Annotated in this window: 29 protein-coding genes; 3 read left to right on the top strand and 26 right to left on the bottom strand. The window is 42.8% G+C overall.

Going from position 1 to position 24,505, the window contains the following annotated elements; translation table 11 throughout:
* The first annotated feature begins 77 nt into the window (after window positions 1-77).
* A complete protein-coding gene (locus WJ238_RS03580) occupies window positions 78-500 on the top strand; it encodes an XRE family transcriptional regulator (protein WP_337606160.1) in 423 nt (140 codons plus the stop codon).
* 23 nt (window positions 501-523) lie between these two features.
* On the opposite strand, the gene WJ238_RS03575 is transcribed toward WJ238_RS03580, so the two are convergent.
* Complete coding sequence (locus tag WJ238_RS03575; RefSeq protein ID WP_337606159.1) at window positions 524-898, bottom strand: DUF3795 domain-containing protein; 375 nt, start codon at window positions 896-898, stop codon at window positions 524-526.
* Window positions 899-961: 63 nt separating this feature from the next.
* Window positions 962-1,156, bottom strand: coding sequence for a GNAT family N-acetyltransferase (locus WJ238_RS11955; RefSeq protein ID WP_507627977.1), 195 nt, complete (start codon window positions 1,154-1,156; stop codon window positions 962-964).
* 139 nt (window positions 1,157-1,295) lie between these two features.
* Here WJ238_RS11955 and WJ238_RS03570 point away from each other — a divergent pair, with 139 nt between their 5' ends.
* The gene (locus tag WJ238_RS03570; RefSeq protein ID WP_256194291.1) at window positions 1,296-1,517 is read left to right on the top strand and encodes a type II toxin-antitoxin system Phd/YefM family antitoxin; all 222 of its coding nucleotides are present in this window, start codon (window positions 1,296-1,298) and stop codon (window positions 1,515-1,517) included.
* Window positions 1,514-1,921: a PIN domain-containing protein gene (locus WJ238_RS03565; protein WP_337606158.1), complete on the top strand. Its 408-nt coding sequence runs from the start codon at window positions 1,514-1,516 to the stop codon at window positions 1,919-1,921. The genes WJ238_RS03570 and WJ238_RS03565 overlap by 4 nt, the downstream gene beginning before the upstream one ends.
* A gap of 79 nt (window positions 1,922-2,000) precedes the next feature.
* Here WJ238_RS03565 and WJ238_RS03560 read toward each other — a convergent pair whose 3' ends face one another.
* The 24 genes from WJ238_RS03560 to xseA all read right to left on the bottom strand — a co-directional run bounded on the left by WJ238_RS03560 (window position 2,001) and on the right by xseA (window position 24,489).
* Window positions 2,001-2,177 carry a DUF3795 domain-containing protein gene (locus tag WJ238_RS03560; protein ID WP_337606157.1) on the bottom strand — a complete coding sequence of 59 codons (177 nt, stop codon included), beginning with the start codon at window positions 2,175-2,177 and terminating at the stop codon, window positions 2,001-2,003.
* 323 nt (window positions 2,178-2,500) lie between these two features.
* Window positions 2,501-2,956, bottom strand: coding sequence for a type II toxin-antitoxin system RelB family anti-toxin (relB, locus tag WJ238_RS03555; RefSeq protein ID WP_337606156.1), 456 nt, complete (start codon window positions 2,954-2,956; stop codon window positions 2,501-2,503).
* A 149-nt stretch (window positions 2,957-3,105) separates the two neighbouring features.
* Complete coding sequence (locus tag WJ238_RS03550; protein WP_337606154.1) at window positions 3,106-3,513, bottom strand: hypothetical protein; 408 nt, start codon at window positions 3,511-3,513, stop codon at window positions 3,106-3,108.
* Between the two features lie 59 nt (window positions 3,514-3,572).
* Window positions 3,573-4,025, bottom strand: a complete 453-nt coding sequence (locus WJ238_RS03545) for a DUF3990 domain-containing protein (RefSeq protein ID WP_256194300.1) — start codon at window positions 4,023-4,025, stop codon at window positions 3,573-3,575.
* 32 nt (window positions 4,026-4,057) lie between these two features.
* Window positions 4,058-4,426: a pyridoxamine 5'-phosphate oxidase family protein gene (locus tag WJ238_RS03540; RefSeq protein WP_337606153.1), complete on the bottom strand. Its 369-nt coding sequence runs from the start codon at window positions 4,424-4,426 to the stop codon at window positions 4,058-4,060.
* Between the two features lie 62 nt (window positions 4,427-4,488).
* Window positions 4,489-4,833: a hypothetical protein gene (locus WJ238_RS03535; RefSeq protein WP_337606151.1), complete on the bottom strand. Its 345-nt coding sequence runs from the start codon at window positions 4,831-4,833 to the stop codon at window positions 4,489-4,491.
* A 292-nt stretch (window positions 4,834-5,125) separates the two neighbouring features.
* Complete coding sequence (locus tag WJ238_RS03530) at window positions 5,126-5,404, bottom strand: DUF4160 domain-containing protein (protein WP_337606162.1); 279 nt, start codon at window positions 5,402-5,404, stop codon at window positions 5,126-5,128.
* Window positions 5,388-5,660, bottom strand: a complete 273-nt coding sequence (locus WJ238_RS03525; RefSeq protein WP_337606150.1) for a hypothetical protein — start codon at window positions 5,658-5,660, stop codon at window positions 5,388-5,390. Before WJ238_RS03525 ends, WJ238_RS03530 begins: the two co-directional genes overlap by 17 nt.
* Window positions 5,661-5,763: 103 nt before the next feature.
* A complete protein-coding gene (locus WJ238_RS03520; protein WP_524536986.1) occupies window positions 5,764-6,210 on the bottom strand; it encodes a pyridoxamine 5'-phosphate oxidase family protein in 447 nt (148 codons plus the stop codon).
* A 163-nt stretch (window positions 6,211-6,373) separates the two neighbouring features.
* On the bottom strand, window positions 6,374-6,853 hold the full coding sequence (rlmH, locus tag WJ238_RS03515; protein ID WP_316268829.1) for a 23S rRNA (pseudouridine(1915)-N(3))-methyltransferase RlmH: 480 nt from the start codon (window positions 6,851-6,853) through the stop codon (window positions 6,374-6,376).
* A gap of 131 nt (window positions 6,854-6,984) precedes the next feature.
* Window positions 6,985-8,373, bottom strand: a complete 1,389-nt coding sequence (gene gltA / locus WJ238_RS03510) for an NADPH-dependent glutamate synthase (protein WP_230106236.1) — start codon at window positions 8,371-8,373, stop codon at window positions 6,985-6,987.
* Window positions 8,373-9,260, bottom strand: a complete 888-nt coding sequence (locus WJ238_RS03505; protein WP_230106237.1) for a sulfide/dihydroorotate dehydrogenase-like FAD/NAD-binding protein — start codon at window positions 9,258-9,260, stop codon at window positions 8,373-8,375. The genes gltA and WJ238_RS03505 overlap by 1 nt, the downstream gene beginning before the upstream one ends.
* 191 nt (window positions 9,261-9,451) lie before the next feature.
* Window positions 9,452-10,633, bottom strand: coding sequence for an iron-containing alcohol dehydrogenase (locus WJ238_RS03500; protein WP_230106238.1), 1,182 nt, complete (start codon window positions 10,631-10,633; stop codon window positions 9,452-9,454).
* Window positions 10,634-10,749: 116 nt separating this feature from the next.
* Window positions 10,750-12,030 carry a chitobiase/beta-hexosaminidase C-terminal domain-containing protein gene (locus WJ238_RS03495; RefSeq protein ID WP_337606149.1) on the bottom strand — a complete coding sequence of 427 codons (1,281 nt, stop codon included), beginning with the start codon at window positions 12,028-12,030 and terminating at the stop codon, window positions 10,750-10,752.
* Between the two features lie 155 nt (window positions 12,031-12,185).
* Entirely contained in the window at window positions 12,186-13,856 is a 1,671-nt protein-coding gene (locus WJ238_RS03490) for a formate--tetrahydrofolate ligase (protein WP_230106240.1), read from the bottom strand.
* 27 nt (window positions 13,857-13,883) lie between these two features.
* Window positions 13,884-16,406: an FtsK/SpoIIIE family DNA translocase gene (locus tag WJ238_RS03485; RefSeq protein ID WP_230106241.1), complete on the bottom strand. Its 2,523-nt coding sequence runs from the start codon at window positions 16,404-16,406 to the stop codon at window positions 13,884-13,886.
* Window positions 16,407-16,428: 22 nt separating this feature from the next.
* The gene (recN, locus tag WJ238_RS03480; RefSeq protein ID WP_316270454.1) at window positions 16,429-18,102 is read right to left on the bottom strand and encodes a DNA repair protein RecN; all 1,674 of its coding nucleotides are present in this window, start codon (window positions 18,100-18,102) and stop codon (window positions 16,429-16,431) included.
* Window positions 18,103-18,120: 18 nt separating this feature from the next.
* On the bottom strand, window positions 18,121-18,570 hold the full coding sequence (argR, locus tag WJ238_RS03475; RefSeq protein ID WP_230106243.1) for an arginine repressor: 450 nt from the start codon (window positions 18,568-18,570) through the stop codon (window positions 18,121-18,123).
* A 4-nt stretch (window positions 18,571-18,574) separates the two neighbouring features.
* Window positions 18,575-19,405, bottom strand: coding sequence for an NAD(+)/NADH kinase (locus tag WJ238_RS03470; RefSeq protein ID WP_230106244.1), 831 nt, complete (start codon window positions 19,403-19,405; stop codon window positions 18,575-18,577).
* 38 nt (window positions 19,406-19,443) lie between these two features.
* Window positions 19,444-20,253 carry a TlyA family RNA methyltransferase gene (locus tag WJ238_RS03465; RefSeq protein WP_337606148.1) on the bottom strand — a complete coding sequence of 270 codons (810 nt, stop codon included), beginning with the start codon at window positions 20,251-20,253 and terminating at the stop codon, window positions 19,444-19,446.
* Window positions 20,250-22,136 (bottom strand): 1-deoxy-D-xylulose-5-phosphate synthase, encoded by a 1,887-nt coding sequence (gene dxs, locus WJ238_RS03460; protein ID WP_230106246.1) that lies wholly within the window; start codon window positions 22,134-22,136, stop codon window positions 20,250-20,252. Before dxs ends, WJ238_RS03465 begins: the two co-directional genes overlap by 4 nt.
* Window positions 22,137-22,147: 11 nt before the next feature.
* A complete protein-coding gene (locus WJ238_RS03455; RefSeq protein ID WP_256194316.1) occupies window positions 22,148-23,053 on the bottom strand; it encodes a polyprenyl synthetase family protein in 906 nt (301 codons plus the stop codon).
* Window positions 23,043-23,276, bottom strand: a complete 234-nt coding sequence (gene xseB, locus WJ238_RS03450) for an exodeoxyribonuclease VII small subunit (protein ID WP_230106248.1) — start codon at window positions 23,274-23,276, stop codon at window positions 23,043-23,045. The genes WJ238_RS03455 and xseB overlap by 11 nt, the downstream gene beginning before the upstream one ends.
* Complete coding sequence (gene xseA, locus WJ238_RS03445) at window positions 23,263-24,489, bottom strand: exodeoxyribonuclease VII large subunit (RefSeq protein WP_316268816.1); 1,227 nt, start codon at window positions 24,487-24,489, stop codon at window positions 23,263-23,265. The genes xseB and xseA overlap by 14 nt, the downstream gene beginning before the upstream one ends.
* Between the last annotated feature and the right edge of the window lie 16 nt (window positions 24,490-24,505).

Genomic DNA, 24,505 nt, shown 5'->3' with positions numbered 1-24,505 from the left:
AATCGAATGACACATCTTGAGATACCCAACAATATCTTTAACTAAGGGAAACGGGATTGTCGCTTCCTGATTCTGATATGTTAATCTCCATATCAGAAGCGCTTGAAACACCTGTGAGCACGTTGCTTGAAGAAACTGTTATTGAAACAGAGGTTGATAACATAAAAGCTCTTTCCGAAAAACTGGAAGCAATCAATTGGCAACTGGCGCAGAGAAAAAACATGAGAAGAAAAATTATTCGTTGGCTGCTTATTTCATTATGTACAATCATAGTAATGGTTTTTGCAGGCTTTATAATATTAAATAGTCCTTATTTAGGTTGGGATTATAGTAACCCTGAAACTGCTGTTCTTGGAGTGGCATTTCACTCATTTGAATGGTTGTTTGTCAGAATAGCACCGATTATCTTTATTATTGCAATTATTGGAATTTTCTTAACACGGAAGAAAGAATGGACTCAGGTTCTGATAACATTAAGACATAAAATAAGGAGGAACTGAACAGTTCCTCCAAATCCCCAAATTTATCTATATCCGGTTTTTATATATTCTATCAGTGCATCCACGTCATCGAAATCATCATAATCACCATTTATGCCTTCACGATGATAAATCACTCCTTTCTTCTCATTTCTTTCAAGGCAGTCCAAAAGGTAATCCTCACCATATCTTCTGGCAAATTCTGTAAAAGCATACGGTTTTATTTTACTTAATAAGCCTTTTGTGCATGTATCCTTGCATTCATAACAATGCTCAATTCTTTTAGAAATTGAACATTTCCTGTTTTCACACCAATTCTTATCCGGACATTCGCCCGAATCACAGCCAGAACACGTCTCATTTTCTGAGCACAAACAACAGGCAAGGCCACAGCGGGCAATTCCTAACTCTCGTTTCATAAAACACCTCTCAAATCCAGATTTTAATTTTTGTTCCTGCTATTGAAAAAATGGAATCCATCACTAAATCCCCCGAACACCAAATGTATCCGTCCATAAAGGCATATAACCGCTTCGGATCGCAACTGCCTGTGATGCGATATTGGTCACTGAAACACTGTAAAATGGTATTTTCCCTTGTTTCAATATTTCAACAGTCAAATTATGTACCAATAGCGAAGCCAGTTTTTTCCCGCGAAACTCCTTTTTAACATCAATTTTACCGTTCGATTTTTAGAGAGTATAATCTTCTACTATTTTCGAACGTTTTATATCGTACAATTTTTTGTTGATATTTTCGCTCGATTTGCGTATAATAACAATATAGAAACATATCCCGAACAAAGGAGGGATTCGTATGATCATTACTGCAACTGAATTAAAAAACAATCTCGGAAAATATCTGGAAATGGCAGAATCCCAAGATATTTTCATTACCAAAAACGGAAAAAGTATCGCCCGCCTCACAAGCCCCGCTGTCAATAAGCTTGCGCTTCTGGATGACCTCGTAGGAATTGTCCCGCATGAGAAGGCAATAGATAAAAATACCATACGAGAGGAGCGGTTATCCAGACAATGAGAATACTGATTGATACTAATGTCATTCTGGATATTATCCAGAAAAGGGAATCATTCTTCACCGATTCCTACCAGGCGCTCCGCAAGGCTATTGAAACCGATGTAGAATGTCTGCTTTCCACTTCTGCCGCCACAGATATTTTCTATATGCTCCGCAAGGCATTCCAGTCCGCACAAAAGGCGAAGGAACGGATTGAACAGCTTTCCCAGATTGTCACCTTTGCTGATGTACAGAGTGTAGATATTCATACCGCACTTATGTGTTCCATGCCGGACTTCGAAGATGCAGTTGTGGATGCCGTAGCAGAACGAAACGGTGCAAGCTATATCCTCACAAGGAATATTAAAGACTTTGCTGGTTCTTCAGTTCCGGCGATTACACCAACTGAATTTTTGAAAAAGTAACAAATACTGCCGCTCTTACCGGGTGACAGTATTTTTATCTCCAACGTCCTCCTTCGCAGGCAGTAAGCTTCGATAGGATTTATCCTTTCAAATTCTTCAAAGCAGATGGATTATTCTCCAGGATAGCTCCAACATTATTCAATTCAGCCCATAGCTTTGCTGTCTTTTTTCTCAATTCTTGATCGTCATTCATTGTTGCAAGATATGCATCGCAGTGTTCACAATCCAGTCCACAATATGCAATCATTTTATTCATTGTTATGTACCTCCTTAACTTCCAGATTACCAGGTCTTTGGATGATTATAGATATCCCATTAAGGTTATTTTCAAATTAGGATTTGCCTGTTTCCAAACTCTCTCTAAACTCTATCCAACGTTTTCTAATGGTACGATATGAAAAATTGGCATATAAACAACTAACACGATGTGTGCAAAATCAAGTCCTGCTGATCTTCATGATTCATTACTTCCCACCATATCATATCCAAATGCGAAAAACCACACTTACTCGTGACGCGGTTCCCCATAACGTATCCAAGTGCAGTTATCTACTCTTTAATTTGTTCTTCTGAGGCAATTTATTTGTTTTTGCGATTTTTCCAGACATTATATAAAATATCTTTTAGAACCAGCATCGCATCCTGCTCACTGAAATTGTATTCCTGCTTTAATTCGTCTAACATCACGTTGATTCTATGGGCATAATTAGGAATGTTTACATTTGCCTGATATTGAAGAAGAATAGGGTATTTTTTTCCCCAGGCATTTGTCCAGTTGATTTTTTCTTCGACTTCCTCACTTGTTTTAGCAATAGCGTCTTGAATTTCCTTGAAATCAATATCAAAGTCAATCAGTTCATCCAATGATACATGATAAAGAACCGCCATCTTTTTCGATTGGCGAATGTCAGGAACCGTTTCATCGGTTTCCCATTTTGAAACTGTTTGTCTACTGACTCCAAGTTTGTCTGCTACGTCTTCCTGTGAAAGTCCACATTTCTTTCTCGCTTGAAATAAACTGTTTCCCAAACTCATTACATTTCCTCCTTACCTCTTTCGATAACTCTATTATATTTTCTGATAAGGACAATCGCTACCAATCAAAATTGCCAAATTTGCTAGTATTCTTAACATAGTAATGAATCCATTTAAACATTTTTATCAAGAATTTTTGAGACAACTCTTTAAAATCCTCCATTATTGTAAGCTCTTGTTATCACATAAGATGGTTCATAATATGCACTGCTGTTGTAATTGTCAAGCGTGTCACATATTTCATCATTGTATACCCGGATCATTCCATCAATATAATCCTCCTCTGGCTGTAACGTTGACAGAATCAGCCTTGTATATACTTTCCCCATCTGTGTTTCTGATGGAATCTCATCTACCAGTTCTAAATCCACATCCGTTATATCAAAATTTCCCTTTTCCAGCTTATACTCTTCAATCCATTGATCTTCAATTTTCAGAGGATTCTCACAGTGAAGTACATTGGCCAGGCTGATCAGACGCACCCACTCATCTTTCGCTATAGAATTAACAATATATTTGTTTTTCTGATGTAATTTCCTTGCTACACGTTCTATCATATAACATAAAAAATAAAGATCATTCTCGGTTATTTGCTCTTCCGGGAAAAATTTATTTGTCATAGCGAATAACTCCCTTCGAATTTGATAGTCTGTAATGCTTTCTCTGTACAGAATACAATCTGATGTGTCGGATACTTAAACTTAACCAGTTCCCAGAACGCCTCTTTCGAAATTCGTTCAGCCATATAATCCTCAACATAATCCCAGATTGTATCATCCGCCATTGGGCCCTCGACAACATCATAATCATGTTTTAAGCCAAGCCGGCAGTTTACAACAAACTGTAACCATTCCTCTGTCATCTCACTAAACTTTTTAATATTCAGGCTCTTATCGGGTGAATATTCATAAAAATTTACAATATGCCTTCTACGTTTTGTCAAAGCCCAGCGTTTCGCCTGCTTTTCTAAAATTGTACAATAAAATCCGTAGCCGAAATCTTTGTAAAAACCATTTTCCAAGATCTGCGGTTCCTGGACTATAACATTGCTTCCGTGATATAAAATCATATACTTTTTACTCCTTTGCAGATTAGGATTTGTTAGTGAAATTCAGTTTCTAATACTTCTACTTGAAAAAGCAAATATTTTTCCTCTTGTACTGATGAAAAGTGGTTAGAAAGAATAGGACATTCTTCTAACATCTTCTGCTTCATGTTAATGTCAACACATTCCGTTGCCTTACCTGTAATTCTTAACCATTCTCTCGTTCCTTCTTTTTTGGCTAATATTTGAATATTTCCATTTTCTCTTAGTTGTTTGTGCGCTTGATTTCTATTGTTTGTTGAAATATATAATTTATCATCATGCTCCATTACAACACCAAATGGTCTACCAGCAGGGTAATCGCCATTTGTCGTTAAAACATAAAAATATCCACATTCTTTCAAAAAATCGTATGCCTTACTCATGATTGTATCTCCTTTATAACTTTCAATTTTCTGCTCTACTACTTAGGATTAGTTTTTATATCTTAATCCCATCTATTTGCATCAGTCCATCTGAAATTTGGATCTGTGTTTGGTGGATGTTTCTCAAACCATTCTTTTGCTCCTCTAACTCCCAATTCATGGCTTATTTGTTCCATACCAGATTGTTTTATTCCAGTTTTGCAGAAATTCAAACGCATTTTTTCGTAGATTTCTTCTAGCTCTTCTTTCGATGCTAATTTTAGCCAATCAGAAAAAGAAACTCTATTATTTTTAAATACAACATATCCTACACTTGCTCCAACAATTGAAAGCACAATAGTTCCACCCATTAAAATGTATTTCTTATTTTTAGTAAACGAATGTTTAATATTTTGGGCAATATTCATACATGTCACCTCCACAACTTCCAATTTATTAAACCTTTTACTTCATTATAACATTCGTTTATTTCCCTGTCATTTTCTTTCTTGCATATGCAAAAAGAGAGCGGAACATCAACGATCCGCTCTCTTTCCAAATACTTTACGTGCTTTATTCCCTTACACCACATCGCACCCAAATGCGAAAAAACCTCATTTATTTGTGATATGGTTGTCCATAACATATCCAAGTGAGAAAAAACCGCATTTATTTATGATACGGCTCTCCATAACGTATCCTAGTGCGGTCCAATAAAAATCAACAATAATAACTTATCTCTCCAAAATATGCAAACCACTTCTGAATAATATCAGCACTACGCGCCTCGATCATTCTCATAATATTGCGCAACGTATGTGAAGGAATTCTTGAATTATTATTGCAGAGCAGACATTTTCCTGCGCTGGTAATCCATACCTTTGTTGCATTTTCGGAAGGCTTTCCTTTGGCGATATGTACGTGAATTGGTTCAACAGGTTTATTCTCATTTGTCCAGAAATAAATCCAATATTCCCCCATTCTAAAGATTTGAGGCATTTTCAAAGCCCCCTTCCTGAGAAAATTCAATAATAAGATGAGCGGTTGATCTTATTATCTCTTCAAATTGTTTAACCTCTTCTTCCGAAAAATGGTAAATATCTTCCCATGTGTAATTGGGAAGCCAGCATGTAGCATGTTTAAATCCATATTGTTCATCCGGTCTTTCGATATACACTTTTACTCTTCCATCATCCTGCATATCAGAATGAACAATTTCCGTTTCATCATTTAATGTCATAAAAGGATACATCATACTATCATTCCTCCCTGCTTCTTATACGATACTTATTGTTTATATTATATCCCATTGAGAATATTTTCAATTAGGATTTGTCATACAAACCAGAAACTGAAAACTAAAACTCATATCTTGTTCCATGTGAAAGTAACAGTCCATCGGTTAATTCTACACATAAAATTATAGTATTCTCATCATCAAAATTATTATGTCCATTGTCGATCCACTCAGAAAATACTTTTTTTAATTTCTCGGCAATCCGATAATTTTCCTCTTTCCCGAAATATCCCAAATTTATACTCTTTCCATGTGCCGTGAACCATTCACCAGCTATTGCAACAGTAGAGTTGCTTTCCATATGCCTCATTTTATTTGAAAGTGCATATGTAATAATATAAAATGCACCATTCTCATAATAAGCATTTACATAACGTACAAAAGGCACCTCATTTTCTACTGTTGCCAATGCAATAATGGTATCTTTTCCAAATCGTTCCGACATTATTTTTTCAGTGTCTTCACCTAATTTTTTCACAAGCTCATCTCCCATACCAATTCCGATCATCCGACCAATTTTTCTTCATTATACCATTCGTTTATTTCCCTGTCATTTCATTTCTCAATCCTACGAAAAAAGAGTGAAACACTATTGGTCCACTCCCTTTCCAAGTACTTCCTATGATTTATTACTTCACACCATATCACACCCAAATGCGAAAAAAACGCATTTATTTATGATACGGCTCCCCATTTATGATCCTGAATCCTCTGTATATCTGTTCCAATAGGATTACCCTCATCAGCTGATGCGGAAAAGTCATTCTGGAAAAGCTTAAAGCAAAATCAGAACGGTCCGATACTGCCTTACCAAGGCCGATGGAGCCGCCGATCACAAAAGCAATGCTGCTCTTCCCCTGGATGCCAAGCGTCTCAATCTTGTCCGCCAGCTCTTCTGATGTCAGCATTTTCCCTTGGATTTCCAGTGTGATCACATACATATCATCTTTGATATTTTTCAAGATCCTCTCTGCTTCTTTCGCCCGTATTCCTTCCTCTACTGTTTCACTGGCCTGATCCGGCGTCTTCTCATCAGCTACTTCTATAATTTCCAGTCTGCAATATTTTCCCAATCTCTTCGCGTACTCTGCAATAGCATCCTTTAGGTATTTCTCTTTTATCTTTCCAACGGAAATGATAGTTATTTTCATCCGGACTTTTCTCCTTCATTTTGGCATTTTCATACTCGTACTTTCATTATGTCTGCATGTAAGAACAGCTCTTACGTACAGAGAAAAACAGGAAGATCTTTTGATGGATCTTCCTGCATAGTTTATCTTGTCTATTTCTGTGACAGCAGTTCATGGATTCCTTTTGCTCCAGCTTTTCCGGCTCCCATAGCAAGGATAACAGTCGCTGCTCCTGTTACGGCATCTCCTCCGGCAAATACACATGCCTTGGAAGTCTGTCCGTTTTCTTCTTCTGCAACGATACATTTTCTTCTGTTGGTTTCCAGACCTTTTGTCGTGGAAGCAATCAACGGATTTGGCGAAGTACCCAGTGACATGATAACTGTATCTACTTCAATCTCATACTCTGATCCAGGGATTTCTACCGGACGGCGTCTTCCGGATGCGTCTGGCTCTCCCAGTTCCATCTTGATCACTTTCATGCCTTTTACCCATCCGTTTTCATCCACAAGGATTTCCTTCGGATTTGTCAGAAGATCAAAAATAACTCCTTCTTCTTTTGCATGATGAACTTCTTCCACTCGAGCCGGAAGCTCTGCTTCGCTTCGACGGTACACGATATGTACTTCAGCGCCGAGACGAAGTGCTGTTCTTGCAGCATCCATAGCAACGTTTCCGCCTCCGATGACTGCTACTTTCTTACCTGCAGCGATCGGTGTATCGTAAGAATCATCAAATGCCTTCATTAAGTTGCTTCTTGTCAGATATTCATTGGCTGAAAATACGCCGTTTGCTGTTTCTCCCGGAATGCCCATAAACATAGGAAGGCCTGCTCCTGACCCGATAAAGACAGCCTCGAAATTTTCTTCTTCCATCAGCTGGTCGATCGTTGTTGACTTTCCGATCACAACGTTTGTCTCAAATTTCACACCCAGCTCTTTTACCTTTTCAATCTCCTTTTTTACAACTTTTTCCTTCGGAAGACGAAATTCGGGAATACCATATACCAAAACGCCGCCAAGCTCATGAAGAGCCTCAAATACCGTTACATCGTAGCCAAGCTTTGCCAGGTCCCCTGCACAGGTAAGTCCGGATGGGCCGGAACCGATAACTGCGACCTTGTGCCCGTTCAGCTTTTCTGCCTTTTTCGGTTTAATATCGTTTTCCAGAGCATAATCTGCAACAAATCTTTCCAGTTTACCGATAGAAACCGGCTCCCCTTTAATTCCCCGAATACATTTGCACTCACACTGTGACTCCTGCGGACATACACGACCGCAGATAGCCGGGAGGGCAGAAGACTCTCCGATCACTTCATACGCGCCTTCAATGTCTCCTTCTTTTACTTTTGAAATAAATCCCGGAATATTAATGGAAACCGGACATCCCTGGATACATTTTGCATTCTTGCAGTTCAGGCAGCGTGCTGCTTCCTCCATAGCTTCCTCTTTATTATAGCCATAACATACTTCTTCAAAATTTGTCGCTCTTACTTTTGCGTCCTGTTCTCTGACAGGAACTCTTTTTAACATATCAGCCATTAGTTATCACCTCCGCAGTGGCCACATCCACCATGGTGGGTATCGCCTTCCTGTAATTTAAGTAATGCTCTTCCTTCCTGTGTCTTATACATCTGTTGTCTCTTCATCGCTTCATCGAAGTTTACCAGATGTCCGTCAAACTCCGGTCCGTCTACACAGGCAAATTTAATTTCATCTCCAACATGAAGGCGGCAGGCTCCGCACATTCCGGTACCGTCTACCATGATCGGGTTCATGCTGACGATTGTTGGAATCTCCAGTTTCTTTGTCAGCAGACAGACAAATTTCATCATGATCATAGGCCCGATAGCTACACAGACGTCATATTTCTTTCCTTCATTTACCAGTTCTTCTACCATGGTTGTCACCATACCAGAATGTCCATAGGAACCGTCATCTGTGCAGGGATAATAATTTCCGGAAACTGCTTTCATCTCCTCTTCAAGGATCAACATATCCTTTGTCTTTGCTCCCACAATAACATCAGCATCTATTCCATGCTCTTTCAGCCATTTTACCTGGGGATATACCGGAGCTGCTCCGACACCGCCTGCAACAAACAGCATCTTTTTATTTTTCAGCGAATCCAGATCTTCGTGGACAAACTCTGAAGGACATCCAAGCGGTCCGGTAAAATCACGGAATGCATCGCCTTCTTTCAGATTTGTCATCTTTTCTGTTGAAGCTCCTACTGACTGGAATACAATTGTGATCGTGCCTGCTTCTCTGTCATAATCGCAGATGGTAAGAGGAATCCTTTCCCCTTTCTCATCTATTTTTACAATTACAAACTGCCCCGGCTCACAGTGTCTTGCAACACGAGGCGCTTCCACGTCCATAAGATAAATCTTGTCAGCCAGTTTTTCAGCCTTTACTATCTTGTACATCTCGCTTCCTCCTAAATATTCATACTTATTTTATAATAATGCAATTGTGAACAAATATCAATATTTTCCCTAAATTTACAAAAAGATAATCAGTACCTATTGAAGAGTCATACATATCCATCTGCTTTTTCAGTACTGCAAAACATGAGGCAGGTGCCTTCTCAAGCGCCTGCCTCATGTTTTATCGGCTTTTAGAAATCAACTTCTACACCGTAATATGTACATGTGAGCAGTTTTTCCATTGTAGCCGGATCGATAGAACGTGGATTGGAGCCTGTACATGCATCACCGACTGCCAGTTCCGCAATTTTGGCCACCTTTTCTTTAAATTCATTTTCATCAATTCCAAATTCTTTCAATGTCTTTGGAATATTCAATTTAACATTAAATTCATCAATCTTTTCACAGAGGCTGTTAATAAGTGCTTTTTCAGATGTTCCATCCAGTCCCATGCGGCGGGCGATCTCTGCGTAACGTTTTGCAGCAACCGGATCTTTTGCATTGTACTTAATGACATATGGCAGGTAGATGGCATTGGCACATCCATGTGGAATATGTCCGGTTGAAAATGCTGCACCTGTTTTATGAGCCATAGAATGAACAATACCAAGCAGTGCATTGGAAAACGCCATTCCAGCCAGACACTGTGCATAATGCATCTGCTCTCTTGCCTCCATGTTGCAGTTATAGGATGCCGGCAGATAATCCAGTACCATCTCTATCGCCTGCAAAGCAAGTGGATCTGTAAATGGTCCGTTCAGGGTAGATACATACGCTTCAATTGCATGTGTCAAAGCGTCCATACCCGTATAAGCCACCTGTTTTACAGGAAGTGCCGCTACAAGATCAGGATCAACGATAGCTACATCCGGTGTAATGTTAAAATCTGCAAGCGGATATTTTACACCTGTCTGGTAATTTGTAATAACAGAGAAAGCCGTAACTTCTGTAGCTGTTCCCGATGTGGATGGAATTGCAGCAAACTTTGCCTTTTGACGAAGTTCCGGGAAATTAAACGGTGTACACAAGTCTTCAAAGGATGTATCCGGATATTCATAAAATGCCCACATTGCCTTTGCTGCATCAATTGGAGAACCTCCGCCCATAGCCACGATCCAGTCCGGCTGAAAGCTTCTCATGACTTCTGCACCTTTCATAACTGTCTCTACAGAAGGATCCGGCTCAACACCTTCAAAAACCTCTACTTCCATTCCTGCTTCTTTCAGATAATCAACCGCCTTATCAAGAAAACCCTGGCGTTTCATAGATCCGCCGCCTACAACAAGGATGGCTTTTTTCCCTTTCAGGTTTTTCAATTCCTCCAGACTGCCTTTTCCATGATAAATATCTCTTGGTAAACAAAATCTGCTCATGTTTCGCATCTCCTTTTAAGATTGATAAAAATTTGTTGTTCCTGTTAATTATTTATCAATATTATAACTCTCTATTTATGGACATGCAATAGTATTTTTAAAAAAAGGAGATAAATTTAATAAACCAGTTCATAGTTCCTTGTAGTAACAGCTGTAAGCCTGCCTTTTCCATTAACGAGCACTGCCTTGAAAATCGTACTTCCCTGTGGCATGTCGATAGGTCCTGTATACTGCGTTGAGTTTTCTGTTGGATTACTTTTATCTGTCGTATAATATGCCGTGTAACCTTCCGGAACCTGGATCACGATCTGTGTCGGTTCGTCATACTGTCCTGTCGATGGCGAAACTGCCGGGGCATCCTCAATAGGAAGTTCAACTGTGTATTCTTTTGTTTCAGCAAGGCTTGGAATCCCTTCTTTGTTCACGGAAATTGCCGATATCGTCGTTGTCCCTTCTGAAATCTGGATTGGTTCACTGTATTTCGTACTGGAAGTCGTCGGTTCTGTTCCATCTGTTGTATAATAGATTGCTTCTCCATCGGATTCCAATGTCAGCTGCTGCACATCCTCGAACACTTCCGAATCATCCAGACTGAAGGAAGGCGCTTCTGAAACATATTTGCTCAAGTCCTCACGCACACTGTCTTCGGCGTCCTCCAAAATCACTGAAGCCTCCTGGGGCTGCTTGGTATCAATATAAAACTGAATGGCAGCTTCATAAATTTGTGATTCTGACGGATTACTGTCAATAGCGTTAAGGAACATTTTCTCTGCTGTTTCCTGTTCATCCTGCGCCATATAAACATCCGCAAGACCGGTATATGCTTCCGCCCTTTCTGGTGATTTTTCTATTGCGTTCTTATAATATCTTTCCGCCTCGTCATAATTTTTCTCTGACGCTGCCTTTTCTCCTTTCCGCACCTGTCCTGCATAGGAATTTTGATACAGAAAGAAGATACCTGCTCCTACCGCAACAAAAAACAGGATAAGCAAAATGATAATTTTTCTTCTAAGCTTTTTTTTCTTGGCTCTTTTCCTTTCTGCCTGACGTTTTCTTCTCTCCCTTTCCAACGCCGGGTCAACGGAAGTCCTTCCGGTTCTTCTTCCGGAAGATGTATTCCGCGTCAACGTATTTTCTCTGGAGTCTCTCCTCTCCCTTGCTCCATTTCTTTCTCTTTGCGCGGAACTTTTCCGTCTTCCCTGTATACTGGCTGTATGATATTCCTCATAATCATAGTCGTCCAAGGGACGTTCACTGCCATCAATTGCCCCTTTCACCTGTGCGGCAAGCACATCATCTAACGGATTATAGTCCGGCACAATCTGTACTTCTTCTCCGCACTCCGGGCAATACAACTCCCCAGATGGAATTTCGCATCCGCAGTATCTGCATTTCATCGTCCGATACCCCCTGTTAATTTATTCCGAAGTACGCCAACAAGGCAGGCATTCTCCCCCTGCCTGCCAAGTCGTGTATGATATTGTTTCTGGTTACTGTTTACTGATATTTTTTTTCCTATTCTGCCTGTCATTCGGGGCATATTCCTCTCTCCTTAGAACAGTCCTGTGATATTCCCCTCATCTGATACATCGATTCCATTTGCAGCAGGTACTTTTGGAAGTCCCGGCATTGTCATGATCGCGCCAGTTAAAGCAACAACGAATCCGGCGCCGGCGCTCACATATACTTCGCGAATGTGTATATCAAAGTCCGTCGGCCTTCCGAGTTTTGTTGCATCGTCTGACAGTGAATATTGATTCTTTGCCATACAGACCGGAAGTTCGCCAAAGCCCATATTTTCAATTTTGGCAAGCTGTTTTTCCGCCGTCGGCTCGTAAATAACTCCTCTTGCTCCATAGATTTCTTTGGCGATTGTCTCAATTTTTTCTTTCAAAGATAATTCGTCTTTATATAATGGATGGAAATGACTTTCTTTCTTCTCCAGTGTATCCAGTACTTTTTCTGCCAGCTGAACCCCTCCATCTCCGCCTTTCTCCCATACTTCAGAAAGAGCAAATTCACATCCTCTCTCTTCGCAGAAATGACGGATAAATTCGTTTTCAGCCTCTGTATCTGTCACAAAGGAATTGAGTGTTACGATAACAGGAACATCGTATTTCTGAATATTTTCAATATGTTTTTCAAGATTTACAATTCCTTTTGCAAGGGCTTCCAGATTTTCTTCTGAAAGTTTATCCTTTGCAACTCCTCCATTATACTTCAAAGCACGCACAGTTGCAACTAAAACTACTGCATCCGGAGAAAGTCCTGCTTTCCGGCACTTAATATCCATGAATTTTTCAGCTCCCAGATCTGCTCCGAATCCTGCCTCTGTGATCGTGATATCACTCAGTTTCAGCGCCATTTTTGTGGCACGTACACTGTTGCAGCCATGTGCAATATTGGCAAAAGGCCCTCCGTGAACCAGAGCCGGAGTATGTTCCAGCGTCTGAATCAAATTGGGTTTAATGGCATCTTTCAAAAGGGCGGTCATGGCTCCTGTGGCGTGAAGGTCATCTGCCGTAACAGGTTCGCCTTTGAAGTTGTAGGCTACAATGATTTTGCCAAGTCTCTTTTTCAGATCAAAAATATCATCAGCAAGACAAAGGATTGCCATAATTTCAGAAGCGACAGTGATGACAAAATGATCCTCTCTTACCATTCCATCTGTCTTCTTCCCCAATCCTACCACTATATTTCTAAGAGATCTGTCATTCATATCCAGACAGCGTTTCCACACAACCTGTCTTGGATCAATACCAAGCTCATTTCCCTGCTGGATATGATTGTCCAAAAGCGCCGCCAAAAGATTGTTGGCGGATGTGATCGCGTGGAAATCTCCAGTGAAATGCAGATTCAGATCTTCCATCGGCACAACCTGAGCATATCCTCCGCCTGCTGCGCCTCCCTTGATTCCAAAACACGGTCCAAGAGATGGTTCTCTAAGGGCAATCAGCGCTTTTTTCCCAAGCTTTGCCATTGCCTGTCCAAGTCCGACTGTAGTGGTTGTCTTACCTTCCCCTGCCGGAGTGGGATTGATCGCTGTAACAAGAACCAGCTTCCCGTCTTTTTTATCCTTTATTTTTTCCCACAGTTCATCTGAAAGCTTTGCCTTATATTTGCCATAAAACTCCAGATCTTCCTCCTGAATCCCTATGGATGCTGCTACTTCTTTGATGTGAGCCATCTGCGCTTCCTGCGCAATCTGAATATCTGTTTTCATTTCCCTTCCCGTCCTTTCCTTTGTTCTTTATATGTATTCATCAATGAACTGTTCAAATTCTTCCATTGACATTAATACCTTCCTTGGCTTTGTACCTTCTTCCGCACCGACTACGCCTGCCTCGCAGAGCTGATCCATAATGCGGGCCGCCCGGTTGAATCCTATTTTAAAAGCGCGCTGCAGCATACCGATAGATGCTTTTTCTTTTTCAATGATCAGTTTTCCCGCCTCTACAAAATGAACATCTCTTTCTTCTTCCTCTGACGATCCGGCAATGCCTCCTCCGGATGAAACTCCGGCCGCACTGGTATTTACATGAGTTACGACCTCTTCGTTGTAGGCGGCTTCCCCATTTTGCTTTTTCAGATATTCTACCACATTCTGTACTTCTTTGTCAGATACAAATGCCCCCTGCACTCTGGCCGGCTTCTGATATCCGGATGGATAGAACAGCATATCACCTTTTCCAAGGAGTTTCTCAGCTCCGTTCATGTCGATGATCGTACGTGAATCCACACCTGAAGATACAGAAAATGCAATCCGCGACGGCATATTCGCCTTGATCAGACCGGTAATGACGTTGACAGAAGGTCTCTGCGTTGCAAGGACAAGGTGAATGCCGGCCGCTCTTGCAAGCTGTGCCAGACGGCAGATTGCCTCCTCCACTTCTCCCGGTGCAACCATCATAAGGTCTGCAAGCTCATCCACGATAATAACAATCTGAGGCATTTTCTTTGGAATATCCTCTTCTTCCGAATGTCTTGCCTTTTCTGCGGCCTCTGCCTTTTCATTAAATCCTTTCAGATCCCGGACATTATACTGTGCAAACAGCTGATAGCGCTTTGTCATTTCCGCGACTGCCCAGTTGAGTGCCCCGGCTGCCTTCTTGGGATCTGTCACAACCGGGATCATCAGATGGGGAATGCCGTTGTACACGCTAAGCTCTACCACTTTCGGGTCAACCATGATCAGCTTTACTTCATCCGGAGTCGCCTTATACAAAATACTCATGATCAACGTATTAATGCAGACAGATTTTCCTGATCCTGTAGCTCCCGCCACCAGTAGGTGAGGCATTTTTGCAATGTCTGTCACCACTGCTTTTCCCGCAATATCTCTTCCTGCCGCAAATGCCAGTTTGGAACTGCTGTTCTTAAATTCTTCAGATTCCAGCAGATCCCTTAAATTTACCACTGCGTTTTCTTTATTTGGCACCTCGATCCCAACAGCTGCTTTCCCTGGAATGGGCGCCTCGATCCGTATATCCGCCGCTGCCAGATTGAGCTTGATATCATCAGTGAGCCCTACGATCTTGCTGACTTTTACCCCCTGTTCCGGCTGCATTTCATAGCGGGTTACCGAAGGTCCGCAGCTTACATTGGTAATGGTTACATTGACTCCAAAGCTGTGGAGCGTCTCCTGAAGCTTACGGGCTGTCTCCCTAAGGTGAGCATCGGAATCTCCCCCTCCTTTTTTCCCTCGTGTAAGAAGGGAAAGAGGCGGAATCTTGTAGACCTTTTTCGGCTTCGCCTCCGCCGCTTCGACTGCCTGACTAACCATAGCCGCCTCATCCGCCACAGCCGCTGCTCCCATTTTTGTTTTCTTCCCTCTGTTTTCCTCTGCCGGCGCCGGAACCAAAATCTGCTCTTCCAATGGCTCCGCTTTTGCTGTCTCCGGTGCCGGGATTTCTTCACTGTCCGGCAGTAATTCTTCATCGGGAATATCCGGAACTGTGGCGCGGTTAATGACAAACTGCGGCTCTTCTTCCCGGATATTTTCTGTCGGCGCCGGTTCTTCCTCCGGTGTAAGTTCTCTAAGATCAGGAGACTTCTTGGCATCTTTTAATGTTGTATCGAAAGATACCCCTGATACCAGTCTGTCCTTTCTTTTTGCTTCACTTTTCTCTTCTTTTTTCTTCTCTGCTTTTGCATCAAGAAGTCCGGCTTTTCGGGCTTTTTCAATTTCCTTTTCTTCCTCCTTGATCCGATTAAGGCGACGGGTCTCGTGAAGTTCCCGGCGCCGCGCCGCATCCTCCCGCGCTCTGCCGTACGCCTGTCCTCCCCGCTCCGTTACACCTTTCAGAGCAGATTTTCCTGTAATGATCACCATACAGATGATCATCAGAATAATTACAACAACATAAGTTCCTGCTGTACCAATGGCCGGAGTGAGAATCCCCGCCAGAAAGTTGCCGAGCATTCCGCCTTCCAACACCAGAAGTTCCAGAAAGGTGCAGATCAGGATAAAAAGCATAGTTGCTGCCCCGGTCTTTATATAAGCACTCCTATTTCCTTTATTGGAAACTGTAAAAGCAACGCCCCCAAACAAAAGAAAGGGCATTAAATAAGCACCGTAACCAAACAGATCATACAAAAAGGAAGAGACTGCCTCCCCTGCAAATCCTCCCAGGCCAAAATTGCTTAAAAGCAGAAGAATACTGACTGCAAGTGTAAGCCATATGGTAATTTCATCAGCCACAAAGCTCTGCTGTACGTTCTTCTTTTTTTTCGTCGGGCTTTTCTTTCGCCTGTTTCCCGTCTTTGAAGCCATAATTTTCCCCCTTATCAATTTATCAATGTGAGCTTTTTGCGAGTTCTTTCATTTCTCTTGCATTTTCACGGACAGCCTCGGTAATCTTTGCACCTCCGAGAATCCTTGCCAGTTCATCCACAGATTCCTCATTGCTTAGCAGACGGATGCCTGTCCTTGTCCTTTCATTTTCCACCGTCTTTTCAATCACATAATGAGCGTCTGCCATGGCAGCGATCTGTGCAAGATGGGTAATGCAGATTACCTGATGGCTTCTGCCTATTACCGCCATTTTCTCCGAAACTTTCTGTGCCGTGCGTCCGCTGATCCCTACATCAATTTCATCAAAAATCAATGTGGGGATTTCATCTTTATCCGCCATAACTGTCTTGATGGCCAGCATAATCCTGGAAAGTTCTCCTCCTGACGCCACTTCCGAAAGCGGTTTGACCGGCTCTCCCGGATTCATGGATATCATAAATTCCACATCATCTCTTCCGGATGAAGTATACTCCGGAAGAAGGTCAAAAGCAATCTCAAACTGTACATTTGCAAAATTAAGATCCTTAAGTCCTCCCTGGATTTTTTTTGCAAAAACGGCGCTTTCCTTTTGCCGCAAATCTGTCAGCTTCTTTGTCTGCTTATCCAATTCATCTTCCGCTTTTTGGAGGCTGCTCCTTAACTGTTCCAGATAACAGTCATAGTCATTTAATACTTTAAGCCGTTCTTCCTTCTCTTTGCAGTAGGTCTGAATTTCTTCAATACTGTTTCCGTATTTTATTTTCAGCCGGTTAATTTCATTGAGCCTCTCTTCCGTCTGTGCAAACTCTTCTTCTGAAAAATCCAGGCTCTTACTGTAGGCAGAAAGTTCCCGGTTAAAATCATTTAATAAACTGTCAATCTCTATCAGCTGTTCGTACAGGCCGCCGGCCTGTTCATCCATTCCTGCCGCATCAGCCAGGCAGCGGATCGCTCTGCTGATGGATTCGCTGGCACTGTCACTGCTCTCACTTGTGTGACCATGAGCCTCGTTTACTCCCGCTACGATTTTCTGGCTGTTTACCATGCGGCGGTAGGCTTCCTCCAGTTCCTCATCCTCACCTTTTCTAAGCCCTGCCTCAGTAATCTCTTTTATTTCAAATTCCAGAAAGGAGAGTTCCTTTGCACGCTCTGCTTCATCTTTGTCCGCCTGTTCAAGCTCTTTTTTCCATTTTTTGTATTCCGCATAGGCAGCTTTTACCTGCTCTGCTGTCTTTTGAATCTTGTCCGCTGCAAAATTGTCCAGGATTTCCAGCTGTTTTTTCTTGTAGAGAAGGGACTGATGCTCGTGCTGTCCGTGTATATCGATCAGAATGCCGGCCGCTTCTTTCAGAAGGGAGATCGGCACTGTCTCACCATTGATCTTGCTGGTACTCCTGCCTTCCATTAAGCGTCTGCTAAGCACCACTTCTCCCTCTTCCGAATAGATATCCAGTTTGTTCAGCTGCTTTTCCTGTTTTTCATTTTCTATTGAAAAGGTCAGTTCCACAAAACCATACTGTGCACCCTTTCTTAAAATATCTGTCGAATACCGGGCTCCAAGCGCAAGGCTGACCGAACCAAGAATAATAGATTTTCCCGCTCCGGTCTCCCCTGTCAGTATGTTCAGCCCTTCTTTGAAATCCACTTCAATTTCATCGATCAGAGCCAGGTTTTTCACATGCAGATTCTGTAACATATGTCCTCCTAAGTGCCCTTATAAAACAATCTTACTGATTTTATCCATAACGCTGACAGTATCTTCCACACTGCGGATGGCACACATGATCGTGTCATCTCCAGCAATACTGCCTACGATTTCATTCCATCTCATTGCATCCAGAGCGGCGCACACAGCACTCGCCATACCGGAGACTGTCTTGATCACTAAAATATTCTGTGCCATATCCATGGAAACGAAACCATCTTTCAGAACACGGATATATTTTTCACTCATCTCTGATTCATCCTTCTGGTGGACAGCATATCTTTGCTTTCCATCGTCAGTAGGTACTTTTGTAAGCTTCAGGTCACGAATATCCCTTGAAACTGTAGCCTGGGTTACTTTAAATCCCTCTTTATTCAGATATTCCGCCAGTTCTTCCTGCGTTTCAATGCGGTGTTTATTGATCAGTTCCACAATCTTCGCATGTCGGTTGATTTTCATTGTGCTAGTTTCCTTTCATTTTCCTGCGTAATATTTCCAAAAAGCTGACTTTGCTTAATTTCATGAGCTTTGTCTCATGTTGGGATTTTGTAATAGTCACTTTATCTCCCGTTCTCAATTCTACCACATCTGCTCCGTCAAAGGTAACAAAAACCTCTTCTTCTCTCCCGTTTCGTCCTTCTCCTATCTCAATAACAATCTCATCTTCTGCCGGAAGAACGATACTGCTGGTATTGAGAGCATGAGAACAGATAGGGGTCAGAACGATCATGGATGCCGTCGGTTCTACAATCGGACCTCCTGCAGACAGATTATACGCCGTAGACCCTGTGGGCGTCGATACGATCATACCGTCAGCCTCATAAGAATTTAAAAAAGCGCCATCCACATAGATATTGAAATGGATAACCCGAAGGTCTCCTTTCCTGGAAACTACAATGTCATTGAGGGCAATGTCGCTGTCTGCTTTTTCAAAACTCCCCTCCAGCATCATCCGGCTTTCAATCTGGTAATTTCCATCCAGGATTTTCCCAATAGCCTCGTCCAGATCAGAAATCTCCACTTCCGTAAGATAGCCTAAAGTGCCCATATTAATGCCAAGTATAGGAATTTCGCTTTTTACCAGTCTTGCCACTTCTATCAGGCTTCCATCCCCACCGATAACAATGGCGCAGTCCAGCTCCCGGGGAACTGTGTCCGGTATGATATTTTTCTTTTCATCTTTCTGTGCTAAAAGACATGTTTTTCCGGCCCTTTTCAGTATATCACAAATATGTCTCGTTATTTTCCTGTCTTTGTCTTTTCCGTCATTGGTGACTATATAAAACCGTTCCATTTTTTACCTCACTATCTTTTCCTTCTATTTGCCGTATCCTATTTTGCCAGCTGATGAAAGGCTTCTGAAACTGTCTGGTCAATAGAAATTCCCTCTGCCACTTTTCCTTCCCCCTCCGGACATTTCTCCAGATGAACCAGATATTCGATATTTCCTTCCGGTCCTTTAATTGGAGAAAATTCCACATTCAATACGTTAAATCCAATAGACTTTGCATAATCGATCACTTTTTCTATTACTTCTTCATGAGTAGACGCTTCCCTGACAACGCCTTTCTTTCCGACTTTCTCCCGTCCGGCTTCAAACTGCGGCTTAATAAGAGCCACAATCTGCCCGTTTTCCTGAAGATAATTCCGGATCGGCTCAAGCACTTTCGTAAGGGAAATAAAAGATACATCAATAGACGAAAAGTCTATTCTTTCTCCCAAATCTTCCGGCGTCACATAACGGATATTTGTTTTTTCCATGCAGACAACCCGCTCATCCTGCCGAAGCTTCCAGGCAAGCTGACCTCTCCCCACGTCAATGGCATACACCTTTCTCGCTCCGTTCTGCAGCATACAGTCCGTAAATCCTCCTGTAGAAGAACCTACATCTGTGCAGACTTTCCCTTCCACAGAAACATCAAAATTAGCCATAGCCTTTTCCAGCTTCAATCCCCCTCTGCTTACATAGGGAAGCGTATTTCCTTTTACCTCAATCTGCACTTCCTCGGAAAAGGAGGCGCCGGCCTTATCCTCCCTCTGTCCGTCTACAAATACATTTCCGGACATAATAACGGCCTTAGCCTTCTCCCTCGATTCGGCAAGATTTCTTTTTACAAGTAAAACATCCAAGCGTTCTTTCATTTTCTCTCCTCTTCCTGCTGAAGCTGAACATATTCTGTCACGATCCTCTTTGTCATAGAATCGGCATCCAGAAGCACCTCCCGACGAAGGAGATCCACGCTTCCATGTTCAATATAATCATCCGGCAAAGCCAGGCTAAGCACCTGCACCGGAATATGATTTTTCAGAACATAATCCGATACCCGCTCGCCAAAGCCGCCGCACAGGATATTTTCTTCAATTGTTACGATCAAACGATGAGTCTTCGAGAGCTCATCGATCATTTCCCCGTCAAGAGGCTTTACAAACCTTGCGTTGATAAGGCTGCAGTTATAGCCGATCTTTTTGATAGCTCTCCGGGTTTTTTCAGCCTCCTCAAACATATGTCCCACACTGATCAAAGCAATGCCTTCTTCTTCATAGATCACTTCGCTTTTCCCATAACAGATTGGGGCGCGGTATTTTTCATAGCCGTCATAAGCTGTGCCTCGTGGATAGCGTATTGCAACAGGGCCGTCAAATTGCACAGCAAACCTTAGCATATCGGCAAGCTCCCATCGATTTTTAGGGGAAATGACCGTCATATTAGGAATCCCTCCAAGATAAGACAGATCAAAGATTCCCTGATGGGTCTCACCGTCACTTCCCACCAGACCTGCCCGGTCTACTGCCAAAACTACCGGAAGATTCTGAAGCCCTACATCATGGATCAGCTGGTCGTACCCCCTCTGCAGAAAGGAGGAATATACTGCAAATACCGGATGCATGCCTCCGGCTGCCAGTCCGGCTGCAAATGTAACGCCATGTCCCTCGGCGATACCAACATCAAAGAACCGCTTCGGGAAATATCTGGCAAATGCCGAAAGTCCTGTGCCGTCTGCCATAGCCGCCGTAATGACCGCCACATTCGGATCATGTTTCCCTATATCACAGATTACCTTAGAAAAAATATCGGTATATGTATCTTTGGATGCTTTCTGCAGCGGCTCTCCGGTACTGATGTCAAAGGGTCCTGTTCCATGGAACCGGGATGGATCCTTCTCTGCCGGCGCATAGCCTTTTCCTTTCTGAGTCAGAACATGGAGAAGGACGGGCCCTTCTACTTTCTTTGCTTCCCGGAAAGCCCGGCAGAGCATACTGATATCATGCCCCGGGATCGGTCCAAGATAAGTAATTCCCATATCTTCAAAAAGCATCCCGGGAACCACAAGCTGTTTGATGCTGCTCTTTGTTCTCCTGATCTGCTCAATCATATGATCGCCCACTGTGGGAATTTTATGAAGAGCGTTTGTGACTCCCTTTTTCAGTCCCGTATAGAAATCAGCTGTCCGAAGCTGCGCAAGATAATTGGACATGCCGCCCACATTTTCTGAAATGGACATGTAGTTATCATTGAGAACAATAATAAAATTCGTTTTAAGATGCGCCGCATTATTCAGCGCCTCGTAAGCCATACCGCCTGTCATGGCTCCGTCGCCAATCACAGAAATCACACTGTAGTCTTCACCCTTAAGATCTCTTGCCTCTACATAGCCAAGACCTGCCGATATGGATGTAGAACTGTGTCCGGTATCAAAGGCATCACAGGGACTTTCTTTCCTTTTAGGGAATCCGCTCATCCCTCCGTATTTTCGCAGTGCGTCAAATCCTGCTCTTCTCCCGGTCAGTATTTTATGGGTGTAAGACTGATGCCCCACATCCCAGATCATTTTGTCTTTTGGCAAAGTAAAAACGCGGTGCATAGCAATGGTAAGCTCTACAACTCCTAAGTTTGAAGCCAAATGTCCCCCGGTGAGACTGATCTTCTGAATCAGAAATTCCCGGATTTCCCCGGCAAGCTGATCCAGCTCTTCCATATTTAATTCTTTAATATCATTTTCTTTTTCGATCCGCTCTAACAGCATGGCAATGCTCCTTATTTTTCCCGATGGATAAGCTCCTCAAGAAGCCAGGTAAGATAGCCTTTTTCCCCCGGAAGGGTCTCAAGTATCCTGATGGCTTCTTCAGACTCCCTCTCTACGATTTTTTTTGCTTCCTCTATTCCAACCAATGTTACGTAGGTTGTCTTTTCATTTTTTTCATCGCTATGCACCGGTTTGCCAAGAGTCTCACTGGTACTTGTCACATCCAAAATATCATCCTGTACCTGGAAAGCAAAACCGGTTTTTGCTGCTATTTTTTCCGCCTGCTTTATTTCTTCTTCCGAAGCGCCTGCAAGAACAGCACCAATCATCATGGATGACTCGATCAGCGCCCCTGTCTTCAGAGCATAAATGAAATCCAGCTTCTCCCTGGACAGCTTATGGCCTGTTTCCCTGACATCCGTCACCTGACCTCCGATCATCCCGTAAATCCCTGCCTTTTTTGCAAGAATCCCCATTGCTTTTCCAATCAGAAGACTGTCCTCCGGGAAATCTGCAAAAGCGGTAGCCGCCGTTTCAAAAGCATAATTCAAAAGAGCATCTCCCGCAAGGATTCCCATATCTTCTCCATAAACTACATGGGTTGTCTTTCTACCTCTACGATAGTCATCATTGTCTATGGCCGGCAAATCGTCATGGACAAGAGAATACGTATGGATCATCTCAATCGCGGCCATAAAGGGATATATCAGCTTTTCCTTTCCGCCGAAAAGATGATACATTTCCTGCATCAGCATAGGCCGTATCCTTTTTCCGCCAGCCATCAGACTGTATTCCATAGCCTCCATAATGATTTTCTGGAAGCCTTCCTTCTTCGGAAGATAGGCCTGCAAAATCTCCTCGATCTCTTTCACTTTTGCTTCCCTTGCTTTTTCAAACTTCATCTGTTCAGAATCCATGGCTTTCTCCTTCTTCATCCAATATCTGAATTTGTTTTTCTACACGGTCAATCTTATCACTGCAGGCTTTCAGAAGATCAATTCCTCTGTGATAAAGACGGAACGATTCCTCCAGCGTCACTTCCTGCTCCATTGCCTCCAGCACCTGCTCCAGCTCCTGAAATTCCTCTTCCAGAGTACGCTCTTCTTCCGGCTGCTGTATCTGTTTATTACTCTCGTCCATAAGACGCCTCCCTTATCTTTTCTGCTCTTACATGTATCTGGCCGTCAGTCACATAAACATCCAGTTCCTGACCGGGACGCACCTGCGATACACTTTTTACAGCTGCTTTTTTTCCATTTTCTGTCTGCTCCACATAGGCAAAGCCTTTTCCCAATTTTTCAACCGGAGAAAGGCCTCTGATCCGCTCCGCACAGAGTGCCAGACGATGACGGTTCCCCTCCATACGCTTTTCCATAAGCTGCCGAAGCGTATCTTCTGCATCTGCAAGTCTCTGCTTTTTCTGGATCAACGCCACTCCCGGATGCAGATATTTTAATCTGGACGCATACTGGTCTTTTTTCAGACGAGCCAGTTCCAGCTGACGTCCCATATTTTTTCTAAGCTTTCTGCCATATTCATCTATCTGCCCGGCAAACAATCTGTAATCCCACACAGCCAGCTCTGCAGCTGCCGATGGAGTGGGCGCACGAAGATCCGCCACAAAGTCGGCAATCGTGGTATCTGTTTCATGTCCTACAGCCGAGATCACAGGAACGCTGCAATGGAAAATCGCCCTCGCCACGCTCTCCTCATTAAAAGCCCACAAGTCCTCGATAGAACCTCCGCCTCTGCCAACGATCATTACGTCCACTCCGGCTTTTTCCAAAACAGAAATCCCTTTTACAATGCTTTCTGCCGCACCTTCCCCCTGTACCTGGGCCGGATAAAGAAGAAGCTGTACATAAGGATTCCTTCTTGAGGATATATTCATGATATCCCGGATGGCCGCTCCGGTGGAAGCCGTAACTACACCGATCCGCATAGCAAAAGCCGGTATCGGCTTTTTATATTCTGCTGCAAACATCCCCATCTCTTCCAGTTCCTTTTTCAAGGCCTGAAATCTTTCATAAAGGACTCCCTCTCCGTCCAGCCGGATTTCTTTGGCATAAAGCTGGTAAGTCCCGTTTCTTTCATAAACACTGACAGACCCCAGCACAATAACCTGTTGTCCTTCGGACATACGAAAAGAGAGCCCGCTCCGCTGCCCTGCGAACATGACACAGGCAATCGTTCCGGACTCATCCTTCAGAGAAAAATATATATGGCCTGACGTATGATATTTACAGTTTGATACCTCGCCTTTCACGTAGATCCGATTCAGCATAAAATCCTGTGTAAACATATTACGGATATATGCGTTTACCTGTCCGACTGTGTACACATTTCCCGCCATAATATACACACCCTCC

Source organism: Claveliimonas sp., from assembly GCF_037273965.1.
In the GTDB taxonomy this organism is placed as follows: domain Bacteria; phylum Bacillota; class Clostridia; order Lachnospirales; family Lachnospiraceae; genus Claveliimonas; species Claveliimonas bilis.
Note: the sequence above shows the minus strand (reverse complement) of the source record. Positions and strands in the feature narration are given on the sequence as shown.